The organism is Methylobacterium sp. Leaf361 (genome assembly GCF_001424445.1).
Classification (GTDB): Bacteria; Pseudomonadota; Alphaproteobacteria; order Rhizobiales; family Beijerinckiaceae; genus Methylobacterium.
The window spans coordinates 539639-563000 of sequence record NZ_LMPY01000001.1; the positions used below are offsets into that span (position 1 = coordinate 539639).

20 protein-coding genes and 4 pseudogenes are annotated in these 23362 nt (G+C 67.9%); 9 read left to right on the forward strand and 15 right to left on the reverse strand.

Translation table 11 applies throughout. The annotated features are described in order from the left end of the window. Positions 1-294: 294 nt before the first annotated feature. From ASG32_RS34850 to ASG32_RS02575, 8 genes and pseudogenes are all read right to left on the reverse strand, one after another. On the reverse strand, positions 295-1379 hold a 1085-nt coding region (locus ASG32_RS34850), incomplete at its 5' end, for a TRAP transporter large permease (protein WP_244491770.1). Between the two features lies 1 nt (position 1380). Then, positions 1381-2296 (reverse strand): annotated as a pseudogene (locus ASG32_RS34855) (TRAP transporter small permease subunit); the annotation flags it as partial. Positions 2297-2308: 12 nt separating this feature from the next. After that, entirely contained in the window at positions 2309-3325 is a 1017-nt protein-coding gene (locus ASG32_RS02550; RefSeq protein WP_056522136.1) for a TRAP transporter substrate-binding protein, read from the reverse strand. A gap of 303 nt (positions 3326-3628) precedes the next feature. Continuing rightward, the gene (locus ASG32_RS02555; RefSeq protein WP_056522138.1) at positions 3629-4651 is read right to left on the reverse strand and encodes a transketolase family protein; all 1023 of its coding nucleotides are present in this window, start codon (positions 4649-4651) and stop codon (positions 3629-3631) included. Further along, positions 4648-5499, reverse strand: coding sequence for a transketolase (locus ASG32_RS02560; protein ID WP_056522141.1), 852 nt, complete (start codon positions 5497-5499; stop codon positions 4648-4650). Before ASG32_RS02560 ends, ASG32_RS02555 begins: the two co-directional genes overlap by 4 nt. A 13-nt stretch (positions 5500-5512) precedes the next feature. Then, the gene (locus tag ASG32_RS02565; protein ID WP_056522144.1) at positions 5513-6262 is read right to left on the reverse strand and encodes a glucose 1-dehydrogenase; all 750 of its coding nucleotides are present in this window, start codon (positions 6260-6262) and stop codon (positions 5513-5515) included. A 219-nt stretch (positions 6263-6481) separates the two neighbouring features. Continuing rightward, positions 6482-7378 carry a LysR substrate-binding domain-containing protein gene (locus tag ASG32_RS02570; protein ID WP_056522147.1) on the reverse strand — a complete coding sequence of 299 codons (897 nt, stop codon included), beginning with the start codon at positions 7376-7378 and terminating at the stop codon, positions 6482-6484. An 839-nt stretch (positions 7379-8217) separates the two neighbouring features. Further along, the gene (locus tag ASG32_RS02575; RefSeq protein ID WP_056522151.1) at positions 8218-8826 is read right to left on the reverse strand and encodes a PAS domain-containing protein; all 609 of its coding nucleotides are present in this window, start codon (positions 8824-8826) and stop codon (positions 8218-8220) included. 170 nt (positions 8827-8996) lie between these two features. Between ASG32_RS02575 and ASG32_RS02580 the strand changes: the two genes are divergently transcribed. Then, positions 8997-9305, forward strand: a complete 309-nt coding sequence (locus ASG32_RS02580) for a hypothetical protein (RefSeq protein ID WP_056522154.1) — start codon at positions 8997-8999, stop codon at positions 9303-9305. 67 nt (positions 9306-9372) lie between these two features. Here ASG32_RS02580 and ASG32_RS32075 read toward each other — a convergent pair whose 3' ends face one another. Continuing rightward, complete coding sequence (locus ASG32_RS32075; RefSeq protein WP_082557718.1) at positions 9373-9765, reverse strand: Ivy family c-type lysozyme inhibitor; 393 nt, start codon at positions 9763-9765, stop codon at positions 9373-9375. Between the two features lie 221 nt (positions 9766-9986). Here ASG32_RS32075 and ASG32_RS02585 point away from each other — a divergent pair. From ASG32_RS02585 to ASG32_RS34330, 4 genes and pseudogenes are all read left to right on the forward strand, one after another. After that, positions 9987-10439, forward strand: a pseudogene (locus tag ASG32_RS02585) (transposase); the annotation flags it as partial. Between the two features lie 230 nt (positions 10440-10669). Continuing rightward, a pseudogene (locus ASG32_RS02590) lies at positions 10670-11823 on the forward strand (flagellar protein). Positions 11824-12115: 292 nt separating this feature from the next. Further along, positions 12116-12361, forward strand: coding sequence for a hypothetical protein (locus ASG32_RS02595; RefSeq protein ID WP_056522156.1), 246 nt, complete (start codon positions 12116-12118; stop codon positions 12359-12361). Further along, positions 12361-12501 carry a hypothetical protein gene (locus ASG32_RS34330; RefSeq protein WP_012319948.1) on the forward strand — a complete coding sequence of 47 codons (141 nt, stop codon included), beginning with the start codon at positions 12361-12363 and terminating at the stop codon, positions 12499-12501. The genes ASG32_RS02595 and ASG32_RS34330 overlap by 1 nt, the downstream gene beginning before the upstream one ends. 11 nt (positions 12502-12512) lie before the next feature. Here ASG32_RS34330 and ASG32_RS02600 read toward each other — a convergent pair whose 3' ends face one another. After that, complete coding sequence (locus tag ASG32_RS02600; RefSeq protein WP_020093582.1) at positions 12513-12743, reverse strand: hypothetical protein; 231 nt, start codon at positions 12741-12743, stop codon at positions 12513-12515. Between the two features lie 464 nt (positions 12744-13207). On the opposite strand from ASG32_RS02600, the gene ASG32_RS02605 reads away from it, so the two are divergent. From ASG32_RS02605 to ASG32_RS02615, 3 genes and pseudogenes are all read left to right on the forward strand, one after another. Beyond that, positions 13208-13495 (forward strand): hypothetical protein, encoded by a 288-nt coding sequence (locus tag ASG32_RS02605; protein WP_020093581.1) that lies wholly within the window; start codon positions 13208-13210, stop codon positions 13493-13495. 122 nt (positions 13496-13617) lie between these two features. Then, positions 13618-13997 (forward strand): annotated as a pseudogene (locus ASG32_RS02610) (LysR family transcriptional regulator); the annotation flags it as partial. 250 nt (positions 13998-14247) lie between these two features. Continuing rightward, complete coding sequence (locus ASG32_RS02615; protein WP_056522160.1) at positions 14248-16140, forward strand: TRAP transporter large permease subunit; 1893 nt, start codon at positions 14248-14250, stop codon at positions 16138-16140. Between the two features lie 524 nt (positions 16141-16664). Here ASG32_RS02615 and ASG32_RS02620 read toward each other — a convergent pair. From ASG32_RS02620 to ASG32_RS02640, 5 genes are all read right to left on the reverse strand, one after another. Continuing rightward, positions 16665-18302, reverse strand: coding sequence for an acyl-CoA synthetase (locus ASG32_RS02620; protein ID WP_056522161.1), 1638 nt, complete (start codon positions 18300-18302; stop codon positions 16665-16667). Then, positions 18302-19336 carry a TRAP transporter substrate-binding protein gene (locus tag ASG32_RS02625; RefSeq protein ID WP_056522162.1) on the reverse strand — a complete coding sequence of 345 codons (1035 nt, stop codon included), beginning with the start codon at positions 19334-19336 and terminating at the stop codon, positions 18302-18304. Before ASG32_RS02625 ends, ASG32_RS02620 begins: the two co-directional genes overlap by 1 nt. A gap of 221 nt (positions 19337-19557) precedes the next feature. Continuing rightward, positions 19558-20070: an ureidoglycolate lyase gene (locus tag ASG32_RS02630; RefSeq protein WP_056522163.1), complete on the reverse strand. Its 513-nt coding sequence runs from the start codon at positions 20068-20070 to the stop codon at positions 19558-19560. Then, the gene (locus tag ASG32_RS02635; protein ID WP_056522164.1) at positions 20067-20906 is read right to left on the reverse strand and encodes a bifunctional allantoicase/(S)-ureidoglycine aminohydrolase; all 840 of its coding nucleotides are present in this window, start codon (positions 20904-20906) and stop codon (positions 20067-20069) included. The genes ASG32_RS02630 and ASG32_RS02635 overlap by 4 nt, the downstream gene beginning before the upstream one ends. Before the next feature lie 52 nt (positions 20907-20958). Then, entirely contained in the window at positions 20959-22269 is a 1311-nt protein-coding gene (locus ASG32_RS02640) for a dicarboxylate/amino acid:cation symporter (protein WP_056522165.1), read from the reverse strand. Positions 22270-22477: 208 nt separating this feature from the next. Between ASG32_RS02640 and ASG32_RS02645 the strand changes: the two genes are divergently transcribed. Then, positions 22478-23362: a LysR family transcriptional regulator gene (locus ASG32_RS02645; RefSeq protein ID WP_056522168.1), complete on the forward strand. Its 885-nt coding sequence runs from the start codon at positions 22478-22480 to the stop codon at positions 23360-23362.

Consider the following 23362-nt stretch of genomic DNA (forward strand, 5'->3'; position numbering starts at 1 on the left):
TGCCGGCCCGCAAGCCATTTCGGCTCCGATCTTCCGGGCCAGAACGCGCGTGCATTGGAAGGAGCCGGCGCAGTCGCGCGCGATCGCGGGGGCAAGCGGCGATCCGATCCAGCACGTGGCCTTGTCCAGGGCGACCGATGAGCGACAGGCCGCGCTCACTGCCCTCTTCGGTCGGGCCGTGCGGCCTCGCGGGTCGGCGGTACCTCACAGGATGCGCTGATCGGACAGTCCCCCGACGAGGAAGCGGCTGCATCCCAGTGGATGCAGTCGCGCCCCGGATCGCGTTGCATCGCCTCAGAGGAACCCGATCGAGAACCAGGGGACGAGGATGATGGCGAGCAGCCCGACCAGCAGGGCCACGATGTAGCCGACGATCGGGCGCATCCCGGCATCGGGATTGATCCGGCTGATGGCGCAGGCCGCGTAATAGCCGACGCCGAAGGGCGGGGCGAACAGGCCGATGCCCATCGCGAGGATGACCACCATCGAATAGTGCACCTCGTGCACGCCCACCGCCCGCGCGATCGGGAACAGCAGCGGCCCGAACAGCACGATCGCCGGTATGCCCTCCAGCACCGAGCCCAGGATGATGAAGGCGAAGGCCGAGACGAACAGGAACCCGAGCGCACCGCCCGGAAGGCCCTTCATCACCTCGGCGAGCGTCTCCGAGAAGCCCGACTGCGTGAGCGCCCAGGCCATCCCGGTGGCCGCGCCGATGATCAGCAGGATCGCGCCGGACAGCGCGGCGGTGGTCACCAGCATCGGGTAGAGCCGCCGCCACTCGAACTGGCGGTAGATCAGCAGGCCGGCCAGCGCCGCGTAGACGATGCCGATGGTCGAGACCTCGGTGGCGGTGGCGATGCCCTCGACCACGGCGAAGCGGATCACGAACGGCAGCGCCAGCGCCGGGATCGCCACCAGGAAGGCGCGACCGATGACGCGGCCGGACGGCCGGGCGACGTGGCTCAGGTCCTCGCGGCGGTAGCGCCACCAGACCAGCGCGCAGAGCGTCGCGGCGAGGACGAGGCCCGGCATCAGGCCGCCGGTGAACAGGGCGGTGATCGACACGCCGGTGACCGAGCCGATGGTGATCAGCACGATCGAGGGCGGGATCGTCTCGGTCTGCGCGCCCGTGGTGGCGAGCAGGGCCACGAGGTCGCCCTCCTTGGCGCCGCGGGCCTTCATCTCGGGAAACAGCACGGGCGCCACGGCGGCCATGTCGGCGGCCTTGGAGCCGGAGATGCCCGAGACGAGGTACATGGCCCCGACCAGCACGTAATGCAGGCCGCCGCGGACGTGGCCGAGCAGCGAGGCCAGGAAGCCGACCATGGCTTTCGCCATGCCGGTCATCTCGATCAGCAGGCCGAGGAACACGAACANGCAGGCCGCCGCGGACGTGGCCGAGCAGCGAGGCCAGGAAGCCGACCATGGCTTTCGCCATGCCGGTCATCTCGATCAGCAGGCCGAGGAACACGAACAGCGGCACGGCGAGCAGGATGAGGTGGCTCATGCCCTCGTCCATGCGGCCGACCACCACCATGGAGGGCGCGTTGGTGGTCAGCGTGATGTAGGCGAAGGTCGACAGGCCGAACGCGAAGGCGATCGGCACGCCGGAGAAGACCAGCGCGCCGACGCCGAGGACGAAGAACAGCAGCAGGTTGAGGTTGCCGAGCCCCGCCAGCCAAGGCTGGAGGGCGACGAGCCCACCCGCGACCGCAACGCCGAGCCCCAGCGCGCCGGCCGTCATCCGCCAATCGGCCGTTTCGAAGAGGCGGATGACGGCGACCAGCAGCATCAGGCCGAGGCCGATCGGCAAGGCAGCGGCGCGCCACGCATTGTTGAGATCGAGGGCCGGCGTCTGGACGTAGATCTCCTCGGCCGCGAACTCGTAGGCCGGGTGCAGGACGAGGCTCACGAAGATCAGGCCGGCCACCAGCGCGACTGTTTCCAGAAAGGCGCGGGTGCGGGGTCCGGTCATGGCGACGATCGCCGTCATGCGCATGTGCTCGGCGCGGCGGAAGGCGACCACGGCGCCCAGCATGGCGAGCCACAGGAACAGGATGCCGGCGAGTTCGTCCGACCAGACGAGCGGCTCATGGAAGACGTAGCGGCTCACGACGCCGGCGAGCAGCACCCCGATCTCGACCAGCACCAGCAGGGCGGCCGGGATCTCGACGAGATGACCGAGGAACCGATCGGCGGTCCCGAGCCATGGGTGACCGCTCAGCGGGGGCCCGTGCAGGCCGTGACTGGGCGTTGCCTCGACAGAGGCGGCGGCAGCGATATCGACGTGCATGACACCCCACCCTCAACCGAGCTTGCCGGATACGGCTTCGAGGTGGCTCCAGCCGACTTCACCGAACTTCGCCTTCCAGTCCTTGTAGAAACTCGTCTTGGCGAGAGCGGCACGGAAAGGCTCGCGGTCGACATTGATGAACCTGATCCCTTTCTCTGACAGGGTCGTGCGCAGAGAGTCGCTGAGCCTGGCCACGTCCGCACGCTGATCCTGACCCGAGCGGTCGAACTCCCTGGTCACGATCGCGCGCAGGTCCTCGGGCAGCTTCTGCCAAGCGCGCTTGTTTCCGAGGATCCAGTAGCCGTCCCAGACGTGGCCGGTCAGGCTGCAGGACTTCTGCACCTCGTAGAGGCGCGTCGTGGCGATGATCGGCAGCGGGTTCTCTTCGCCCTCCACGACCTTCGTTTGGAGCGCCGAGTACAGCTCGTTGAAATTGATGGGCGCGGCCCCGGCTTCGAGGGCCTTGAAGAGCGAGGTCAACATCGGTGCTTGGGGCACGCGAATCTTGAAGCCCTTCAGATCCTCGGGCGTCCTGATCTCACGGGTCGAGGAGGTGATCTGACGGAAGCCGTTGTCCCAGCTCTTGCAGATGGTCGTGATCGGCGTCTTGGCGATCTCGGCGCGGACATAGTCGCCGAGCGCCCCGTCCATGGCCTTCCAGACGGCATCGTAATCCTTGAAGGCGAAGCCGGTGTTGGGCAGGCTGGACGCCGGCACGAAGGTCGACAGGATCGAGTGTGAGAGGTTGAAGAACTCGACCGAGCCGTTCCGCACCTGCGACAGCAGGTCGGTGTCCGAGCCGAGTTGATTGGCCGGGAACAACTTGATGTCGACGCGCCCGCTCGTCGCCTCGCGGATCCGGTCGCACGCTTCCTGCGCCCGGACGTTGACCGGATGGGTCGGGTCCTGCCCGGTGGCGAGCTTGTAGCCGAATTCGGCGGCCTCGCCCCGGCGCGTGATGATGCCGAAGATCGGGACAGCCGCGGCGCCGGCAAGAAGTGTCCGACGGCTTATGTTGAATGTGCTCACGATTTCACTCCCTGATGATGCTCGGTGGCGCGATCCCGCCTGCTACGGTCTTTGAGATCGCCGGCCTCTGCCCATGCGTGCAGGTCGCCCTTTTGCTGAGCGTTTTTATTATTTTGATCGATTATTGAAGTCGTTAATTGTTTTCAGGCACGCATCATCGCTCAGAGCGCGCGATGCGACCGAATGAATAGAGAAATCTTTCTACGGCACAGCATGATCGCGGACGCGGAGATCCGCGATCATCTCAATTCAGCTCAGTTGTGGGTGCGAGTAGTCGCTTGTTGTCGCGAGCGACGGCTGCGCCTACAGCCAACCGCGGATGCTTCGAGCCATCGCCTCGGTCGAGATGCCGTAGCGGTCGTGAAGGGTCGGCAGCGCTCCGGCGTCGAGGAACTCGTCCGGCAGGCCGACTTGACGGAAGCCGCGCTCCGGCAGGGTACCGTCGCGCATCAACAATCCCGCCACCGCCTCGCCGAGGCCGCCGACCACCGAGTGGTTCTCGGCAACGACCACGAGGCGCCCACCGCGACGGGCCTCGGCCAGGATCGTCGCCGCGTCGAGCGGCTTGATCGTCGGCACGTGCAGCACCGCCACGTCGACCCGATCCTCGCGCAGGGCCTCGGCCACCTCCAGGGCGCGCATCGTCATCAGGCCCGACGAGATCACCAGCACGTCGCGGCCATCGCGGATCGTCTTGGCCTTGCCCCACTCGAACCGGTAGCCGTACTCGTCGAGCACCAGCGGGACGTTGCCGCGCAGCAGCCGCAGGTAGACCGGGCCCTGGTGGGCGACCATCGCCGGGACCATCTGCTCGATCTCTTGCGCGTCGCACGGGTCGAGGATCGTCATGTTCGGCATGCCGCGGAAGATCGCGACATCCTCGGTCGCCTGATGGCTGGGCCCGTAGCCGGTGGTCAGGCCGGGCAGCGCGCAGGCGATCTTGACGTTGAGGTTCTCCTCCGCGATCGCGAGGCAGATGAAGTCGTAGGCGCGCCGCGCCGCGAACACCGCGTAGGTGGTGGCGACCGAGACGAACCCCTCGCGGGCGAGGCCGGCGGCCGCGCTCATCAGGAGCTGCTCGGCCATCCCCATCTGGTAGAATCGGTCAGGGTGGGCCTGCGCGAAGATGTGCAGGTCCGTGTACTTGGCCAGATCCGCCGAGAGGCCGACGATGTCGGGCCGGGTCTTGGCGAGCTCCACGAGGGCGTGGCCGAACGGGGCGGGCTTCGTGCGCTGCCCAGGGGCGGCCAGCGAGGCGATCATCGCCGAGGTCTTGGCGCCGCCGCCGACGCGCGGCGCGGGCCTCTCATATTTCGAGCGTCTCACTGCACCCTCCCCTCGTCCAGGATCTCCAGCGCCTGCGTCCACTCGGCCGGCTCGACCCGCAGGAAGTGGTTGCGCTCGCGCTCCTCGAGGAACGGCACGCCCTTGGCCATCTTCGTGTCGCAGATGATCACCCGGGGTTCGGGACCCGGATGGTGCCGGGCGGCATCGAAGGCCTTCACGAGCGCGTCGAGGTCGTTGCCGTCGACCCGCTGAACGAACCAGTTGAACGCCTCGAACTTCGGCGCCAGCGGCTCGAAGTTGAGAACCCCGTGCGAGGGGCCGTCTGCCTGCATGCCGTTCACGTCGACGATGCCGATCAGGTTGTCGAGCTTGAACGACCCGGCCGACATGGCGGCCTCCCAGGTCGAGCCCTCGTCGAGCTCGCCGTCGGAGAACAGGTTGTAGACGAAGCTCTTCGCGTTCTTCCGCTTCAGGCCCAGCGCCATGCCGACCGCGATCCCGAGCCCGTGGCCGAGCGACCCGCCGGTGATCTCCATGCCGGGCGTGTAGGCGGCCATGCCGGACATCGGCAGGCGGCTGTCGTCGCCGCCGTAGCTTGTCAGCTCGTCCTCCGGGATGATCCCGGCCTCGATCAGCGCCGCGTAGAGGGCGATGGCGTAGTGGCCGATGGAGAGGCAGAAGCGGTCGCGGCCCTCCCATTCCGGATCCTCCGGACGGTAGGTCATCGCGTGGAAGTAGCTCACCGCCAGCACATCGGAGATCCCCAGCGCCTGGGCGATGTAGCCCTGGCCCTGGACCTCGCCCATCAGCAGGGCGTGGCGGCGGATATTGTAGGCCCGGTCGGCCAGCGAGATGTTCGAACCCTCGTGGGGCCGTTCGGTTGACATGAGGTCCTCCCTCTCAGTGGATCAGCATGCCGCCGTTCACGTCGATCACCGCGCCGGTGATGTACGCGGACAGGTCGGAGGCCAGGAACAGGCAGGCATTGGCGATGTCGTCGGCGACGCCGAGGCGGCCGAGCGGGATGCCCTTGGCGATCTCGACCTTGAGCTCGGGGGTGAGCTTGTCGCCGGTGATGTCGGTCTGGATCAGACCGGGAGTGACGGAATTGACCCGGATGCTGTCAGCGCCCAGTTCGCGGGCCATGGCCTTCTGCAGGCCGAGGACGCCGGCCTTCGCCGCGGAATAGTGCGGACCGCCGAAGATGCCGCCGCCGCGCTGGGCCGAGACCGACGACATGCAGACGATCGAGCCGGATTTCTGCTTCCGCATCTGCGGGACCACGGCTTGGCTCATGTAGAGCGTGCCGCGCAGGTTGACGTCGGTGACCGCGTCGTAGTTCTCTGGTCCCACATCCATCAGCTTGAGCGGCTGGGTGATGCCGGCGTTGTTAATCAGCACGTCGATCGAGCCGAGGCGGGCGATCGTCTCATCGGCGGCAGCTTGGCATGCGCCCCGGTCGGTGACGTTGCAGGCGAGGCCGAGATGGCCGTCACCGAGGTCGCGGGCGGCCGCCTCGGCCTGGCCGGCGTCGAGGTCGAGGATAACGACGCGGGCGCCCTGCTTCGCGAAGAGCCGGGCGGTGGCCTTGCCGATGCCGCGGGCGGAGGCCGCCCCGGTGATCACGCAGACCTTGTTCTCGAGAAGCATGTAGACCCTCCCTGCAAACCGGCCGAACCCGGCTTCTTCTGCGATGGGAGGCGGAGAAAGCGTGGCATGAAGCCAGCTCACCCTCTTGGGCCGCGCTCTGACGGGCGTCAGCGTCCGAGCCGTTTCCTCGCGTCCTATCGTTGACGCCCTTATGGCTGCCCGAGAGGCAATGAACAAACGCGAAGATTGCATTCAAACATGAATGAAATTCATTAAACGCTATTCCAGCTCCGAGCTCGGCGATACAGAAAGTTCTCTAGCGAGCCAGCGCGCGAAGATCCTCAGAGGTTCGCGCCGTCGCGATGATGGCGGAAAGACGAGATGGTGACCGGTGTAGTGGATATCCACTGAACGACCTGCAAGCGGTGCCACGAGGCGTCCGATCGTCATTTCCCGTTCCGCGAGACGCGTCGACTCCAGGGCGACGCCGAGGCCGTCGGCCGCTCCGGTCAATGCCAGGAAGCTGCGGTCGAAGCGCAGGGCTGCGGATGCGGGCGCCGTCAGGCCGTTCTTGTCGAACCAGTGCGGCCAGCGCACCAGTTTCGTGTCGCTCTGGATCAAGGGGTGCCGGAACAGATCGGACGGCTTCTTGATCTGCTCTGCTCGCGACGGGTCGCAGAGCGGCGTCACCGTTTCAACGCCGAGAGGCATGCGCAGCAAGCCCTCGCCGCGCGGGGGGCCATAGACGATATCGGCATCGAACTCGTCGTTGGTGAAGCGCGCGTAGTCCATGCCTGCGGCTAGTCGCACCTCCATCCCAGGATGGTCGCGCAGAAAACCCGCCAGCCTGGGCGTCAGCCACTGTGCGGCAAAGCTCGGGGCGCAATGCAGGCGCAGCAATTGCGAGCCGCGCGTCGAGATCATGTCGAGCCCGCGATGCAGCTCGGCGAAAGCCCGGCTGACGTGGTCGAGGAGCGCCTCTCCCGCTGTCGTTGGCGCGATACCCTGCCCGACGCGCTCGAAGAGAGGCACGCCGAGCGACTCCTCGAGCTTGCTCATGGCGTGGCTGACAGCGCTGGCCGAGAGGTTCAGCTCGCCGGCAGCCTCCTTGAAAGAGCGACGTCGCGCCGCTGCCTCGAAGATGCGGAACGCGGACAAAGGAAGATCCGAAGCCATGACGCTATCTTAAAGTCTCCCATTTGATGAGAGTATCATATCGCCCATTTGCGAGCAGTTTCCTCACGATGCTTGATCTTATTGCGCTGACTGCATCCGCGACAATGAATAACGCGTCACGATGCCCTACTCGCCTTATGACCGGTCGCCTTCTGGGTTGAGGGTCTAGGCATTCCATAGGGGCACCTCCCGCATGAGATGATGCGCCAGTGTTTGGTCGAAGCAACACCTATCGGACCGCTCCCCCTTCTGTCCGCCGGGAACCAGCGCGCATCGGTCCAATCAGCAGGATCGAACCGGAGGCAGCACGTCCGCTTCGAGACGAAAGCGCGACATCCGATTGCCATCCTGAGCGGACAATCAGGACCGGCTCCGGCAGCCCGACACGGTCGTCGCGTTCCTCGCACGCCCACCCTTCTGGACGCGTTGCGGATCCGGGGACGGGTCGCGCGAAAATCCATGAGGCCGTACAAGCTGGACGAGGATAGACCGGGCTGCCCCTCGAACTCGGCTCGACCGGTATCGGTGACGCCGTACTCGACGTTCTCGGGATCAGACGACCCGGTGGCGACGACCAAGCCGACCACCTACAGGCCACGCAGGTAACCGCTCACCTGATAGAAGCGGCGTCGGTCTGAGCGAGCGTGCGGAGCCGGCAGAGGCTTGCAGGCGAGATTCGGTACATCGGCCGCGAGTCTATCGATCGTCGGCTCACCCGTCAGTGGAGATGGCGTGGTAGCCGCCGGCCATCCTGCCGATGAGCGGCCTCGCGTCGCGGCTCACATGCTGGTGACGTCGGGCGCGCCTCCGCGTCGTGAGGGGGCAAGAGCGCCGCTCGATCAGTTCATCTTCCGGCGCCGGTCCTGCACCTCTTGCTGCGCAAGCTTCCGGCCCAGCGATATCAAGAGCGCGTCGGCCAGCGCTTTCAGAGCCGGATCTCGCAACTCCACAATCGCCTCCTGTGCGGCGATGGCGCGATCGGCGGCCCGGTCGAGCGCGGTTTCATCGGGGCAGCGCGTGACCTCCGCGAAAGTGCCCTCGCTCATCCGCAGTGAGGTGATGTCCACGAGGATGCCGCCACCGCCGACCGGTCGCCCCTGATGATCAGCGGTGAAGCGGCCTCGCGCCAGAACCCAGCGGGTCTGACGGTCGACCGAGATGACCCTGTACTCGGTCAGGAAGGTGCTACCTTCGCCGGCGCTGCGCCGGATCAGATCGAGAACCCGCACCCGATCCTCGGGGTGTATGGCTTCGACGTATTGGGTCAGTGGAACGCCCGCCTCCGCCTGCTGCGGGTCGACATCGAAGAGCAGCGCCACGAAGGCGTCCGAGCGCGCGCAGTCCGTCGCCGCGTCCCACTCCCACTGGCCGATGACGTCGAGTTCATCGAGCGCCGACTGAAATGCCTTCGGACACGTCTGACCGCCAAGGGATCGGGGCTTCGGCACGCCGTACCTGCTCTCGCTGTTCGCTCACACCCGTGTGACCTGTCGCACGACACAACCACAAAGGGCAAGCTTTGCGCTAGCACAACCGTTGCGCTTCACACGCAATCAAATAGAATTTGAAACGGTATAACAGTGTACACGGCGCGTCCGGGACGCCGAGACGGAGGCCTATGAGCAGCAAGACGCCGCCCCCCAGCGCCCTTCATCATGAGGAGGAATGCTGGGTCTCGACGCTTCGGCAACAGAGAACGGAACGGCTCCTGAGTCGTATCGCGGAAGCGGTGCAGGTGCCGCCCTCTGCGTTCTACAGGCCACCGAACGCCGTCGATGCGGGAGCGTCCGCCGCGGCCATTCCGGTGGCCCCGGTCGCCAGCGACGCTGAGTGCGCGGAGTTGCTGGCCGCTTTCAACCTGGTCCGTGATCCTGAGGATCGACGCAGGCTCCTGGAACTGGTGCAGAAGACCGCCGAGCGCGCCTGAGGCTGAACAGCCGGCCCTCCGCCCGGTGAGCCGATCGGGACGTCGCGACTTAGCCTATGCGACCGCCTCAGAATCCGATCCGATCGGCCGCCTTCCTGAGCGCCGGCGATGGGCTGCCTATCCAGCTGGTGCTGCCGTTCTCGTACAGCCGGCCCCACGCGCGCCGCCCGCCCGGCGCGAATATCACCTGAAGCTTATGGTCGAGGCAGTCGTGGACCTTGCACACGTCAGCGAGCAGGCAGGTTTCGCCGTCCGCTTTGATTTCTCTGGAAGGTTGGGACGGTCCGTTCGTCGTGCGGCTATAGGCGGTCATCCACTTCGTCACTGAAGGACCACTTCTCAACATCGCATTATAGGCGTGCCTGTAGTCGGGTCGGCGCAGCAGATCGAACAGGTAGACGTCCGCAGCAGCGGCCGGTCCGACAGCGACGAGACTAAGTACAGCGAAGACTGTGCGCATAAGAATGAGAATAGCTCAGCCGCTGGCGCCGGCAACTGCTGGACCCAACACATCAGGTTTGGCAATCTAGTCCGCGGTATGCGACACCCGCTCCGGCTCTTCCAGAGCATCATCTTCTGCCCCGCCGACACCGCCGCGCGGGGCTATTGTGCGTTCTGCTCTTCAGACGCGCTCTCAGGCTGTTAGGGTCCTGATTGGGGCTGATGCTCGGATGGGTGGGGATGAGCCCTGCCCGCGAGCCGTATCAGTCCGACGTTTCCGATGAGGAGCGGGCGCCGGTCGCGCCCGAACTGACGCTGCTGCGCGAGGATGCCGGTCAGCGCGAGCATGCGTTGCGGGAGGTGTTCAGCGCGCTGCGCCACATCGTCAGGACCGGCTGCCCGTGGCGGCTGAGGCCGCACGACCTGCCGCCCTGGTTTGCCGTGTATCGGCAGGCGCAGCGCGGACTATCAGGTGGCTGCTTCGAGCAACGGGCCGAGGATCCGCGCGCGGTGCTGCACCTCGCCGCGGGTCGGGCGCCGGAGCCGACCGCAACCATGCTCGACGGCCGGACCTCGCGCTCCTCGCCCGAGAGCGGCGAACGAGCGGGCTACAATGGGGCCAAGCGCGAGAAGGGCTCGATGCTGCGCATGGCGGTGGAAACCCTCGGCCCTCTCCTGACGCGGCACGTCACTTCAGAATCAACCCTTGGGCGACTCGACGTGTCTCAGTTCCATGAAAAGTATAGTCGCCGGCAACGCGCGTCGTTATATTTCTGTTCACTTCGGTAATTTAATTTCTGCATTGTTTCCGAGTCGAGCTTGATCAATTCGGACCTGATCGTCGGCGACGTCGCCCGGCTCGAGCGCCGTTGTCCATGAGCCCGCCGAAAAAGCGGCGCGTTGAGTCAGAAAGATAGCGATCCATGTCTTCGATCACCCTGTCGGCCGCGACGCGCCAGAACCTGCTCTCGCTGCAGGACACCGCCCAGCTGATGTCGACCACCCAGAATCGGCTCGCGACCGGCAAGACCGTCAACTCCGCCCTCGACAACCCGACCAACTTCTTCACCTCCCAGGCCCTCGACGGTCGCTCCTCGAGCCTGAACTCGCTCCTCGACGGCATCTCCAACGGCATCCAGTCGATCCAGGCCGCTAACCAGGGCATCACCTCGATCCAGAAGCTGGTCAGCCAGGCCAAGTCGATCGCCAGCCAGGCGCTCTCGACCCAGCTCTCCACCACCGGCACCGCCGCCAACGCCTACAGCGCCAGCACCGCCTCCCAGACCGTGCTCCTGACCATCAACGGCAGCTCGGTCTCGGCCACGGTCGCCGCCTCCTCGAGCATCAGCGCCACGGTGGCCGCCCTCAACGCCGCGGTCAGCTCGGCCTCGACCGCGTCGAGCGGTGCCTTCGGCGCCGGCGCGATCTTCTCGGCCGACAGCACCGGCACCAAGATCGTCCTGAACGCCCAGGCGGACGTGGAATTCCAGAACTCSGGCAGCCAGACGGCGCTCGGCTTCACCGCCTCGGCCACCACYGCCTCGACCTACGGCACCGCCGCCAGCACCCCGTCGTGTCCAGCGACCTGTCGATCTCGGGCGTGACGCAGCGCGCCTCGCTGGCCAACCAGTACAACAACCTGCTCAACCAGATCACGCAGCTCGCCRGCGACGCCAGCTACAACGGCGTCAACCTCATTGCCGGCAAGGGCAATGACMTGAACATCAAGTTCAACGACACCGGCAGCTCGACCCTCAACGTCGCCTCGGTCGACGCCACGGCGAGCGGCCTGGGCCTGTCGTCGATCACCAGCTCGAACAACTCGTCGAGCCAGAACGGCCTCGGCAACTTCCTGCTGAACGCCGACGTCAACAAGACCCTGGCGACCCTGACCAGCGCCGGCAACTCGCTGACCTCCGCGGCGAGCTCCCTGGGCTCGAACCTGTCGGTGGTTCAGAACCGCCAGGACTTCTCCAAGCAGCTGATCAACGTGCTGTCGACCCGCCAGTCGATGGGCATCTCGGCCCTGTCGCTGGCCAACTCCGCCCAGCAGGGCGTCCTCCAGCTCCTGCGGTAAGCGACACGCACCGCGAAGCGACAGAGGCCGGCCGGGGCAACCCGGTCGGCCTCTCTCTATGTCCGCGCCCGCGATCGTGGAGCCCGGCATCCGAAGCCGACGTCGCGCCGGCAACCGCCCCGGCTCGAGGGAGCGCCGCGGAGAATCCACGCGGCAAGGCGGCCCTCGCGCCGCACGCATTCTGAACAGGACGATCCAGAGCCCGTTGCGACCGCGGGGTTGCCAAGCTTAACCGTATCGGCCAGCCTGTCCGTAGTTACTGCGTACCGACCCGAGCTGAGCCGGAGTGCCGATGCGAGTGAACCACCAGCGCCGTCTCCTCAACAAGGCAGCGGAGGCACGGGATTACCAGATCACGATCCGTCAGAGGGCGGACGCGTCCTGGCCCGGCGACCACAGCCGGCTGACGGCGCTCGAGAGCACCGGCCATCTCCGGCGGATCGACCCGCTCGAGGATCCGGGTGGTCCGGTGGCGGTCTGGCAGATCACCGTGGCAGGACTCTCCCAGCTCCGGGCTCTCACGTCGGGAGCCGAGTGATGGCGTCGGTCAAGATCCGCGCGACCGACGACGGGACCTTCGTGGTCTACCGCAACGGCGCCGCCGTCGCGTCGGGATTGACCCGCGAGCAGGCCGAGCGCTGCGCGACGGTCCTGGGCTGGATCGCACAGGGACGCTGACGGCGCGGCGGCTATTCGGCGGCCGTCCCGGGGACCGCGTCGCCGAGAGCCTCACGCCGCGCGCTGTTCAGGACCCGCTGACGCGCATTCGGATCCTGTATCGCGTGCCAGAGGTGAAAGAGTTCGTGCGTCATGCCGAGGTCGACGGCCTCGCCATCCGGTCCGTAGAAGGCCTCGACCGGACAGCCAATGACGGCTGCGATCTCGCGCAGGCGCGCGACAGCTCGAACATCGATGGCCATTGGAGACAGAATTCCTACACGCCGGACGCGCAAGGGCTATCATTGCCCAACCCTGAGCAGCAAGGGATCGCCCTGTACTAGGCCTGATCCGATCGTATCAGTTTGAACATTTCTGGGCATGTGGTCGACACGCTGCGCGAGCGGATTGCAGCGCGTAACCTCACGAAGGCGTGAACAGTCTCCGCACAGTCCGGCGCCACCGGCGTGCCGGCGTCCGCGATCGGGCCGGCCACGGCGCAGCTCGTCGTGTTGCGCGACCCGGCTGACCGGAGCCGGGGGCACGAATCCGCGCCCCGACCTGTCCTCGCGGGCGCTGAACGGGCGATCGTCAAGCAATCGGCGGGACAGATGCCACGGAATTAGCGGATGGAAGCTTTCCGTTAACGAAGCGTAAACCTTTGTGACGTGATCCTAGGACGGTGGGCGGGCACGGGATCCGGCCACGCAGATCGGGCGAGGCTCCGATGATCGTCTTGATAGCCGCAGCCATCGTCAGCGGTCTCGCGACAGCCACGATCCTGGCGCCGGTGAGCGCCCTCGCCGCGCTGATCATCGCACCCCTGGCAGCCAGCGCGTCGGCCATCCTCGCCTGCATCTTCATCGCGTGGCGCAACACGCGCGACGATGTCGGGCCGCCCGACCTCGAGACGCAGGCCGACGCGATGGTGGCGGTCCTCTGCGAGGTTGCCCAGCAGGGCAAGATCGTCCCGGTCGCCGCGCCGGTCCGGGTCCGCGGCCACCGGTCGGCCTGATCCCGGCGCGCCGCGACCGGCGTATCGCCGGCCCGGGCCCGATCCCAGCGGCACCGGTCGCGGCCTATCCTGTTCCGGATAAGGCCGTCCGTACCCCTCTCCGCCGTTCAACCTCTCCCCCGAGCGCGGTCAGTCGGGCATCGCGCAGGACGGAAGAGACGCTGGGCGTACTTCTGTTCGAGCAGGTGGGTCAGGGCATCCCGCGGACCCCTGCCGGAGAGGCGTTGTGCGACCATGTCGGGCGCGCCTCCGCCGAGTCGAACCGCGTCTTCGACCTCGTGGCGCTGCGGCTGGCGCGATTCCTGAGCGCCCATCCGGATTTCGGGGTGCGGCTCGCCGCCCGCATGGACTATGCCCGCCTCATCACCGACGCGTTCGACGCCGACAACGTCTCAGGACTGCCCCGCGGCGAAGGTCCGGTGCGGATGCCGCAGGGTCCGGAAACTGTCACGCCGCTCCGCGACCCGCTCGGGCGGCCCGCATCCGCGAGCCGGCCGACCTGCTGGCGCGGATTCGCGCGCCGCTGAACGGCAGAGATTCCACAAGGACTGGAAAACGAAGTACGGCGACGGGGCGCGGTCGCATCGTGAGGATGCGTCGGGCAAACTGACCGGGAGCGTTTTCCGCAGGATCGGATAACGGTATCGGAGAACGAAGGCGCGCCGAGACGCACCGCAAGACACACGCGAAGACGCATGTGGGGTCGATCCCGCCGCCAGCGGCATCGGGAGCGGCCCCGACGGAGGGGCGCCATGCAGATCGATGTTGCGGCCGTCGAGTCGACGGCGGGGATTGAATATTCGGGACCGCCGCTGCGCGCCCGGGGCTGGCTGCGCCGGGTGGATGCCTGGCTCGGCCACCTCGTGGAGATCCCGGCGGCACTGCTCGTCCTGGCCGAGATCGCGGTGCTGCTCGCCGGTGTCGTCAGCCGCTACGTGTTCCGCGATCCCATCATCTGGTCGGACGAGCTCGCCTCGATCCTGTTCCTGTGGCTCGCCATGCTCGGCGCCGTGGTCGCCTTCCGGCGCGCCGAGCACATGCGCATGACCGCTTTCGTGGCCATGAGCGGCCCGCGCCTGCGCGCCTTCCTGGAGACGGTCGCCCTGGTCGCCGGCCTGATCTTCGTCGCCCTGCTGCTGGAGCCGGCCTTCGAGTTCGCCAGCGAGGAGACCTTCGTGCAGACGCCGGCGCTGGAGCTGAACAACGCGTGGCGCGCCGCCGCCCTGCCGATCGGCCTCGGCCTCATGCTGATCGTGGCGCTAACCCGACTCCTGGAGACCGCCGACTGGAAACTGACCGCGGGGGCGCTGATCCTGGGAGGCGGTGTTGCCGCCGCGCTCCTGGCGCTGCAGCCGTGGCTCGCCAACCTCGGCAACCTCAACCTGCTGCTGTTCTTCGTCGTCGGTGTCGGCGCGCTGGTCTTCTCCGGCGTGCCGATCGCCTTCGCGTTCGGCCTGTCGACCTTCGCCTACATCACGCTGACCACCGACGCGCCCTCCATGGTGGTGGTCGGTCGCATGGACGAGGGCATGAGCCACCTCATCCTGCTCGCCGTGCCGCTGTTCGTGTTCCTCGGCCTGCTGATCGAGATGACCGGCATGGCGAAAGCCATGGTCGGCTTCCTGGCCTCGCTGCTCGGCCACGTCCGCGGCGGCCTGCACTACGTGCTGGTCGGGGCCATGTACCTCGTCTCGGGCATCTCCGGCTCCAAGGCCGCCGACATGGCCGCCGTCGCCCCCGTGCTGTTCCCCGAGATGAAGGCCCGCGGCGCCAAGGAGGGCGACCTCGTGGCGCTGCTCGCCACCACCGGCGCGCAGACCGAGACGATCCCGCCCTCGATCGTGCTGATCACCATCGGCTCGGTCACCGGCGTGTCGATCACCGCCCTGTTCACCGGCGGCCTGGTGCCGGGCCTCGTCCTCGCCGCGACGCTCTGCGCGCTGGTCTGGTGGCGCTACCGCCGCGAGGACCTGAGCCACGTCGCCCGCCCGTCCGGCCGCGTCATCGGCCGCGCCTTCCTGGTGGCGATCCCGGCGCTGGCGCTGCCCTTCGTGATCCGCTTCGCGGTCGTCGAGGGCATCGCCACCGCCACCGAGGTCTCGACCATCGGTATCGTCTACGCGGCGCTCGCGGGCCTGCTGATCTACCGTCAGTTCGAGTGGCGGCGGCTCTACCCGATGCTGGTGACCACCGCGACCCTGTCGGGGGCGATCCTGCTGATCATCGGCGCGGCCACCGGGATGGCCTGGGCGCTCACGCAGTCGGGCTTCTCGCAGACGCTCGCCGAGGTGATGAAGAGCCTCCCGGGCGGCGCGCTCGGGTTCCTGTTCGTCTCGGCCTTCGCCTTCATCATCCTGGGCTCGGTGCTGGAAGGCATACCGGCGATCGTGCTGTTCGGGCCGCTGCTGTTCCCGATCGCGCGGGCGGTGGGCGTGCACGAGGTCCACTACGCCATGGTGGTCATCCTCGCGATGGGCATCGGCCTGTTCGCTCCGCCCTTCGGCGTCGGCTATTACGCGGCCTGCGCCATCAGCCGGATCCATCCCGATGCCGGGATGCGCCCGATCGTCGGCTACATCGTGGCCCTGCTGGTCGGGCTGCTCGCCATCATCCTCGTCCCCTGGTTCTCGATCGGCTTCCTCTGACGATCTCTACCGCGGGGACGCGCCGCGCGCGATCAGATCATGCCGGCGCCGCCGGTCCGCGCGATCCGCTCGCGCTGCTCGGCGTAGCGTTCGGCCGCGGCGCGCCGCACTGCACCCTCGAGCCGGCTGACGAAATTCGCGAGGGTTGTCATGGTGCCGAGATCCCGGTCGTGGCCGGGCGGGGGCCCGGCGTGCTGCACTGCAATATGCGCGCAGCTCCGGGGACATGTCAGGGTCTGCATCTCGGAGCTGTCATGCAACGAGATCATGATGTGCGCGGAGGGATGTGGACCGACCCCGACTTTCCGCTCGGAATGTCTGCCACCAATCGGACCCCCTTAGGTCGACGCGGCTCCCTGAAACTGCATCCCGCATATGGAGGCCGATTCCACCGCTGGCGTCCTCGAGAGCGAAGTGAAGCGATTCAGGGCGGCGCGTCCACTGAGATCGGGGCGCCGACTAAATTGCTTCGCTCCGCTCGCCAAGACGGGGCGCCGCATCAACCGGATGGGATCGCGACAGCCCTATCGGGTTTGCGGCCTCGCCTGCCCGTCGAAGGGCAGGTCGCCCCGCGCCTCAAGTCCCTCGCGGATCGCGCGCTTCGTCACCTTGCCGTAGCCGGATTTCGGCAGGGCCTCCCAGAAGAACACGCGCCGAGGCAACTTGTAGCGGGCGACAGTCGCGGACAGCCACGCGATCAGCTCTCCCTCCTGCACCGCGGCCCCGGGACGCGCGACGCAGACCGCGACGCCGACCTCGCCCCAGGCGGGATCCGGGACGCCGAGAATCGCGGCCTCGGTGATCGCCGGATGCGTGAGGAGCTTCTCCTCGATCTCGCGCGGATACACGTTGGAGCCGCCGGAGATGTACATGTCCGAGGCGCGGCCGGTGATGAACAGGAAGCCCTCGGAATCGAGATGGCCGAGATCGCCGGTCCGGAACCAGCCGTCGCGGAACGCCGCCGCGTTGGCCTCCGGATTGTCGTAGTAGCCCGCGAACACGGCCGGGCCGCAGACGCAGATCTCGCCGGTGACGCCCGGCGGACACTCGCGGCCCTGCATGTCCTGGATCTGGACCTGCATGCCGGTGCGCTCGAATCCGCAGGTGCCGACCTTGACGTCCGGCCCGTCCTCGGCCGCGTGCAGGCGGGGCGGCAGCACCGTGATGTTGCCCGTCACCTCGCCGAGGCCGAAGTATTGCACCAGCACCGGCCCGAGCACCCGCAGCGCGTGCTGCTGGTCCGCCCGGTACATCGGCGCGCCCGCGTAGATGACGTGGCGCAGGCTGGAATGGTCGTGCGTCGACACCGCGGGGTGCTCGGTCAGCAGCTTGACGATGGTCGGCACGGTGAAGAGGTTCGTGACGCGCCACGCCTCCACGAGGGCCCAAACCTCCTCGGGATCGAGCCGCTCGCCGGCGGTCAGCACCGTCTTGGTGCCGGCCGCGACCTGCGCGAGCTGGTGGATGCCGGCGCCGTGCGAGAGCGGCGCCACGACCAGGGACGCGTCGGCCTCCGTCGTGCCCGGCATCAGGTCGCAGAGGTGATTGGTGATGACGAAGGCCATCTGGCCGTGGGTCAGGACCGCCGCCTTGGGGCGGCCCGTCGTGCCGGAGGTGAAGAAGAACCAGCACGGATCGTCGTGCTCGACATCGGCAACGGGCGCGGCCGCGCCCAGATGGTCGGCGACGAGCGCGTCGTAGCCGGCCCCGAAGGCCGCGTCGCCGATCGCCACGATGCGGTCCAGATCCGGGCAGGCCTCGCGCACCGCGGCGGCGTGCTCCGGGAAACCCGCGCCGCAGATCAGCGTCGAGGCGCCGCTGGCACGGGCAAGATAGGCGATCTCCGCGGGCGTCTGCCGGAAATTGGCCGGCACCCAGACGGCGCCGAGCCGGAAGCAGACGAACATCGACTCGAACAGCTGGTTGCTGTTGCGCGCCTGGACCAGGACGCGATCACCCTTGGTCACGCCACGGGCGGCGAGCGCCGCCGCCATCGCGTCGACCCTGGCGTCGAGCTCGGCCCAGGTCCAGCGCCGCTCGCCCCAGGCGAGCCCCACCGCGTCCGGAAACCGGCGCGCGGCGCGGCGCAGGAAATGGGCGAGATTCATCACCCGCCGGGAGCACGGCGCGACCCCGCCGCGCGGCGCCCCCGCGGCGCTCATCAGGTGAGCTTCCCGCAGGCCTTCTCGAGCAGCGACCAGCCCTCGTCGCCGTACCGGCCCTTCCACTCGGCGTAGAAACCGGCCTTGCGCAGCTTGTCGCGGAACGGCTCCGGGTCGGGCTTGTTGAAGACCATCCCGTTCTTCGACAGGTCCGCCTGCAGGTTTGCGTTGAGCTGGGCGACGTCCGCCCGCTCCTTCATGCTGGCGGCGTTGATGTGGCGGGCCACCGTCTCGCGCAGGTCCGCCGGCAGGCGCTCCCAGGCGCGGCGGTTCGCCAGGAACCAGTACCCGTCCCACATGTGGTTGGTGAGCGAGCAGTACTTCTGCACCTCGTAGAACTTCGTCGTGGAGATCACCGCCAGCGGGTTCTCCTGGCCCTCGACGATCTTGGTCTGCAGGGCCGAGTAGGTCTCGTTCAGGTTGATCGACGCGGGGGCGGCGTCGAAAGCCTTGAACATCGAGGTCCAGAGCGGCGAGACCGGGACGCGGATCCGGAAGCCCTTGAAGTCGTCGGGCGTGGCGATCGGCTTGGTCGACGAGGTGGTCTGGCGGTAGCCGTTGTCCCAGATCTTCTCCATGGCGACGAGGCCGGCCTTGGCGATCTGCTGGCGGACCCAAGCGCCGAGCTCGCCGTCCATGGCCGGCCAGACGGCGTCGTAGCTCGGGAAGGCGTAGCCGATACCGTTGATCGACGCGTTCGGCACCAACGTCGAGAGGATCAGCGGCGACATCGTGAAGAACTCGACGCTGCCCGAGCGCAGCTGGCTGAGCGTGTCGGTGTCGGAGCCGAGCTGGCTCGTCGGGAAGATCTTGAGGTCGAACCGGCCGCCGGTCTCCGTGCGCAGCGCCTCCGCCATCTCGCGGGCGCGGATATTCATCGGATGCGTGTCGGGCAGGTTGTTGGCGTACTTGTACGTGAATTCCGCCTTCTGCGCCCGCGCCACGTGCGGTGCCGCCACGGTACCGGCGATGAGGGCCGTCGAGCCGGTCGCCAGGAATCGGCGGCGGGACAGGGGCGTGCGGTACGGGGACATGGCGGCCTTTCCGGTGCGGGCGCGGGGCCCGGCGTTTCCTCGGGTCCGCGTTGGTGCGGACTCCTGATTGCGGCCTCGATAGCCGCTGACCGGTGCCAGTCAACGGACTTTCGCGGCCGCGTCCCCGGGAATGATTGCATCCGGCCGCCGCTGATACGGGGCGGCCTGAGGCGGCCCCCTCCGCGCGAGACCGTGGCGACGCGGCAACGGCGCGGCCCGTGTCAGTCCCGGCCGGGCAGATGCACCGTCCAGGGTTCCTCGAAGGTGTGTTCCTCGAGGTTCACGCCCGGGCCGCCGCGGTCGACCACGACGAAGTCCTGCGGCTGGCCGTAGGGCGTCAGCACCCCGTGCCACGTGTTGCGCGCGTAGCAGACCCCCTGCTCCGGCGCCGTCACGAAGGCCTGGGGCGGGCCGGGACGGCCCTCCGCGTCCGGGCAGACCACCACCAAGAACGGCGCCGCGCTCAGCGGCAGGAACGCCTGCGCGCCCAGCGGGTGCCGCTCGACTAGGCCGAGCCGCAGCGGCACCGGGTAGGGCTGCGCCTCGACCAGCCCGATCACCACCCGCGACTCCTCGCCCACGACCTCGACCGCCGCCAGATCGTGGAAGCGCCGCGCCATCCCGCCGTTCATCGGCCGCGGCGCCACCGCGGCGGCGTCGATCACCGTGCCGAACGGCGCGAACGCCTCGGCCGTCAGCGGCCGGGCGACGACCGTGCGGGCGCCCGCGCTCACCGGCCGAGCCCGCGCGGCGCCAGCGCCGGGTGGCGGTTGACGTCCTTGTACAGCAGGTACCGGAACGGGCCCGGCCCGCCCGCGTAGCAGGCCTGGGGGCAGAAGGCGCGCAGCCACATGAAGTCGCCCGCCTCGACCTCGACCCAGTCGCGGTTGAGCCGGTAGACCGCCTTGCCCTCCAGCACGAACAGTCCGTGCTCCATGACGTGGGTCTCCTCGAATGGGATCGAGGCGCCCGGGCGCATGCTGACGATGTTGACGTGCATGTCGTGGCGCAGGTCGTCGGAGGCGACGAAGCGGGTCGTCGCCCAGGCGCCGTCGGTGCCGACCATGCCGGCCGGCTCGACCGCCGATTCGTGCGTGACGAAGGACGTCGGCGCGTCGAGGCCGGCGGCGGGCTGGTAGGCCTTGCGGATCCAGTGGAAGCGCGCGGGCGCGTTGCCGTCGTTGCGCAGGGCCCAGGCTGCCCCGGGAGCGAGGTAGGCGTAGCTGCCCGGCCGCAGGGCGTGGCGCGCGCCCTCCAGGGTGAGGCTGGCCGTGCCGGCGACCACGAACAGGACGCCCTGGGCCTGCGGCTCCGGCTCGGGGGCCTGGCTGCCGCCGCCGGGGGCGACCTCCATGAGGTACTGGGCGAAGGTCTCGGCGAAGCCCGAGAGCGGCCGGGCTACGATCCAGGCCTGGGTCCTGTCCCAGCCCGGCAGGAGGCTGGTGACGATGTCGCTCATGACGCCGTGGGGGATCACCGCGTAGGCCTCGGTGAACACCGCGCGGCCGGTCATCAGCCGCGTCTGGCCGGGTAGGCCACCGCACGGGGGGTTGTAGGCTCCAGCGCTCATGGTCGGTCTCCAGAATTCGACTTCAAGCTGTAAACGTCTGTCGGGGAGCTGGTCACGCGGTGCGCGGCTCGGCGACGGGTGCCTCGAGGATCTCCGCCGTGTCGGTCGTGTCCTCGCCGTTCAGGACGCGGTTGGCCCGCACTCGGTCGATGTCGCCCTCCCAGGCGGCGATGACGACGGTCGCGACACAGTTGCCGATCAGGTTCCCGAGGGCGCGGGCGATGCCGACGAACCAGTCGACCGATAGGACGAGGACCAGCCCGATCACCGGGATCTCCGGCACCGCCGACAGCGTGGCGGCGAGGACGACGATCGCCGAGCCGGGCACGCCGTGGGCGCCCTTGGAGGTCAGGAGCGCGATGCCGAGGATCAGCATCAGGTGGCCGAAGGACAGGTCCGTGTTGGTCGCCTGGGCGATGAACACGGTGGCGAGGGTCAGGTAGAGCGAGAAGGCGTCGAGGTGGAAGGAGTAGCCGGTCGGGATCACGAGGCCGACGGTAGATTCCTTGATGCCGAGCCGCTCCAGCTTGCGCATGACCTGCGGCAGCACGCAGTCCGACGAGGCGGTGCCGGCGACCACCGTCAACTCTTCGCGCAGGTAGGCGAGCAGCTTGAAGAGGCTGAATCCCGCGAGCCGCATGATGCTGCCGAGCACCACGACCACGAAGAGCGCGACGCCGGCGTAGAAGAGCATCACCAGCATGCTGAGTTGCTTCAGGGACCCGACGCCGTACTTCCCGACCGTGAAGGCGACCGCGCCCAGCACACCGAGCGGCGCCAGCCGCACGATGAAGCCGATGATCCGGAACAGGACCTCGGTGATGCGCTCCAGGCTGTCGGCCAGGGGCTTGCCGCGCTCGCCGAGGAGCGAGAGCCCGGCGCCGAACAGGATCGCGAGGAGCAGGACCTGGAGGATGTCGCCCTTGGCGAAGGCGTCGACGAAGGTCGTCGGCACGATCTTCATCAGGAAGTCGACGGTGCCCGTCACCTGCCCGACCCGGTCGGTGTAGCTGGTGAGCGACTTGGCATCGAGGGTCGCCACATCGACGTTCATGCCGTGACCGGGCGCGAAGACGTAGGCGAGGACGAGCCCCAGCGCGAGCGCGATGGTCGTCACCACCTCGAAGTAGATCAGGGACTTGAGCCCGACGCGACCGACCTTCCGGAGGTCGCCCGCGCCGACGATGCCGTGCACGACGACGCCGAAGACCAGCGGCGCGACCACCATCTTGATGAGCTTGATGAAGACGTCGCCCAGCGGCTTGAGGGTGACGGCGAAGTCGGGCCAGAGCCGGCCGACGAGGATGCCGATCATCAGGGCGGCCACAACCTGCCCGAACAGCGACCCGTACAAGCGCTTCATCGCGATCTCCCTCGGAAGGCTCGCCCCGACCCGACCGCGATCGTCCCACCTCTCATGGGCGGGTCCGGTCGAACCCGACCGCGCGGCGCGGCGGCATTGTGCAAAGCGATGCCTGCTCGGCCTTCCCGGCGGCAAAATCGTGCCGAACGATCTAGACGTCAAATATCTATTTCATTTAGTTTGAAATGCTCAGAGTTTTAATCCGCCCATGGAACTGCGCCATCTCCGCTACTTCGTCGCCGTGGCGAAGCACCTGAGCTTCACCGCCGCCGCGGACAGCCTCGGTGTCGCGCAGCCGCCGCTCAGCCAGCAGATCCGCGATCTGGAGGCGGAGATCGGGACGGCTCTCTTCGAGCGGACGACCCGGCGCGTGGCGCTGACGCGGGCCGGTCACGACTTTCACGTTCAGGCGATCGGGCTCCTGGAGCGGGCCGCCGAGGCCGTCGAGCGCGCCCGGGCGATCGGCGGGGGCACCGCCGGCATCATCAATGTCGGCCTGACGGGCTCGATGCTCGCGGGGCCGCTCGGGCACGCGATCCGGGATTTCGCGCAGGTCTATCCCGCGGTGGATCTCCGAATCCACGAGATGTCGCCGGATCGCCAGATCGCGATGCTGAAGGCGGGGCAGACCGACGTCAGCTTCCTGCGAGCCCCGCCGCAGGATGCCGATCTGGTCCGGGTCCGCGCGTGGAGCGAGACCGTGCAGGTCGTCCTTCCCAGGGGGCACCGTCTCGCGGGGGGCAGCCTCCGGCTCGCCGACCTGCGCGACGAGCGGTTCGTGTTCCTCCGGATGTCCGATTCGCTGTTCGCCAAGTATCTCTGGGATTGCTGCGTCGAGTCCGGGTTCGTCCCCACCATCACCCATCAGGCCGTCGAGGCGGCCTCATTGACGAGCCTCGTCGCATCCGGCCTGGGCATCGCCATCATCCCGGAATACGTCGCCCGGCTGGCGCATGCCGACGTGGTCTACAGGCCGCTCGAGGGACCCCGCATCCGCGCCGACGTCTTCGCGCTGTGGTCGCCCGCGAAAGCCGCCCTGGTCTGCAACTTCGTCGATCTGGTCCGCGACGGTCGGAAGACGCTCGCCGACTAG

Excerpts from the sequence above, each read along its gene's own strand:
- ASG32_RS02560 (WP_056522141.1), bottom strand. The coding sequence starts at position 5,499 with ATGTCAACCGAACGGCCCCACGAGGGTTCGAACATCTCGCTGGCCGAC.
- ASG32_RS02565 (WP_056522144.1), bottom strand. The coding sequence starts at position 6,262 with ATGCTTCTCGAGAACAAGGTCTGCGTGATCACCGGGGCGGCCTCCGCC.
- ASG32_RS02570 (WP_056522147.1), bottom strand. The coding sequence starts at position 7,378 with ATGGCTTCGGATCTTCCTTTGTCCGCGTTCCGCATCTTCGAGGCAGCG.
- ASG32_RS02580 (WP_056522154.1), top strand. The coding sequence starts at position 8,997 with ATGAGCAGCAAGACGCCGCCCCCCAGCGCCCTTCATCATGAGGAGGAA.
- ASG32_RS32075 (WP_082557718.1), bottom strand. The coding sequence starts at position 9,765 with ATGCGCACAGTCTTCGCTGTACTTAGTCTCGTCGCTGTCGGACCGGCC.
- ASG32_RS02595 (WP_056522156.1), top strand. The coding sequence starts at position 12,116 with ATGCGAGTGAACCACCAGCGCCGTCTCCTCAACAAGGCAGCGGAGGCA.
- ASG32_RS34330 (WP_012319948.1), top strand. The coding sequence starts at position 12,361 with ATGGCGTCGGTCAAGATCCGCGCGACCGACGACGGGACCTTCGTGGTC.
- ASG32_RS02600 (WP_020093582.1), bottom strand. The coding sequence starts at position 12,743 with ATGGCCATCGATGTTCGAGCTGTCGCGCGCCTGCGCGAGATCGCAGCC.
- ASG32_RS02605 (WP_020093581.1), top strand. The coding sequence starts at position 13,208 with ATGATCGTCTTGATAGCCGCAGCCATCGTCAGCGGTCTCGCGACAGCC.
- ASG32_RS02615 (WP_056522160.1), top strand. The coding sequence starts at position 14,248 with ATGCAGATCGATGTTGCGGCCGTCGAGTCGACGGCGGGGATTGAATAT.
- ASG32_RS02620 (WP_056522161.1), bottom strand. The coding sequence starts at position 18,302 with ATGAGCGCCGCGGGGGCGCCGCGCGGCGGGGTCGCGCCGTGCTCCCGG.
- ASG32_RS02625 (WP_056522162.1), bottom strand. The coding sequence starts at position 19,336 with ATGTCCCCGTACCGCACGCCCCTGTCCCGCCGCCGATTCCTGGCGACC.
- ASG32_RS02635 (WP_056522164.1), bottom strand. The coding sequence starts at position 20,906 with ATGAGCGCTGGAGCCTACAACCCCCCGTGCGGTGGCCTACCCGGCCAG.
- ASG32_RS02640 (WP_056522165.1), bottom strand. The coding sequence starts at position 22,269 with ATGAAGCGCTTGTACGGGTCGCTGTTCGGGCAGGTTGTGGCCGCCCTG.
- ASG32_RS02645 (WP_056522168.1), top strand. The coding sequence starts at position 22,478 with ATGGAACTGCGCCATCTCCGCTACTTCGTCGCCGTGGCGAAGCACCTG.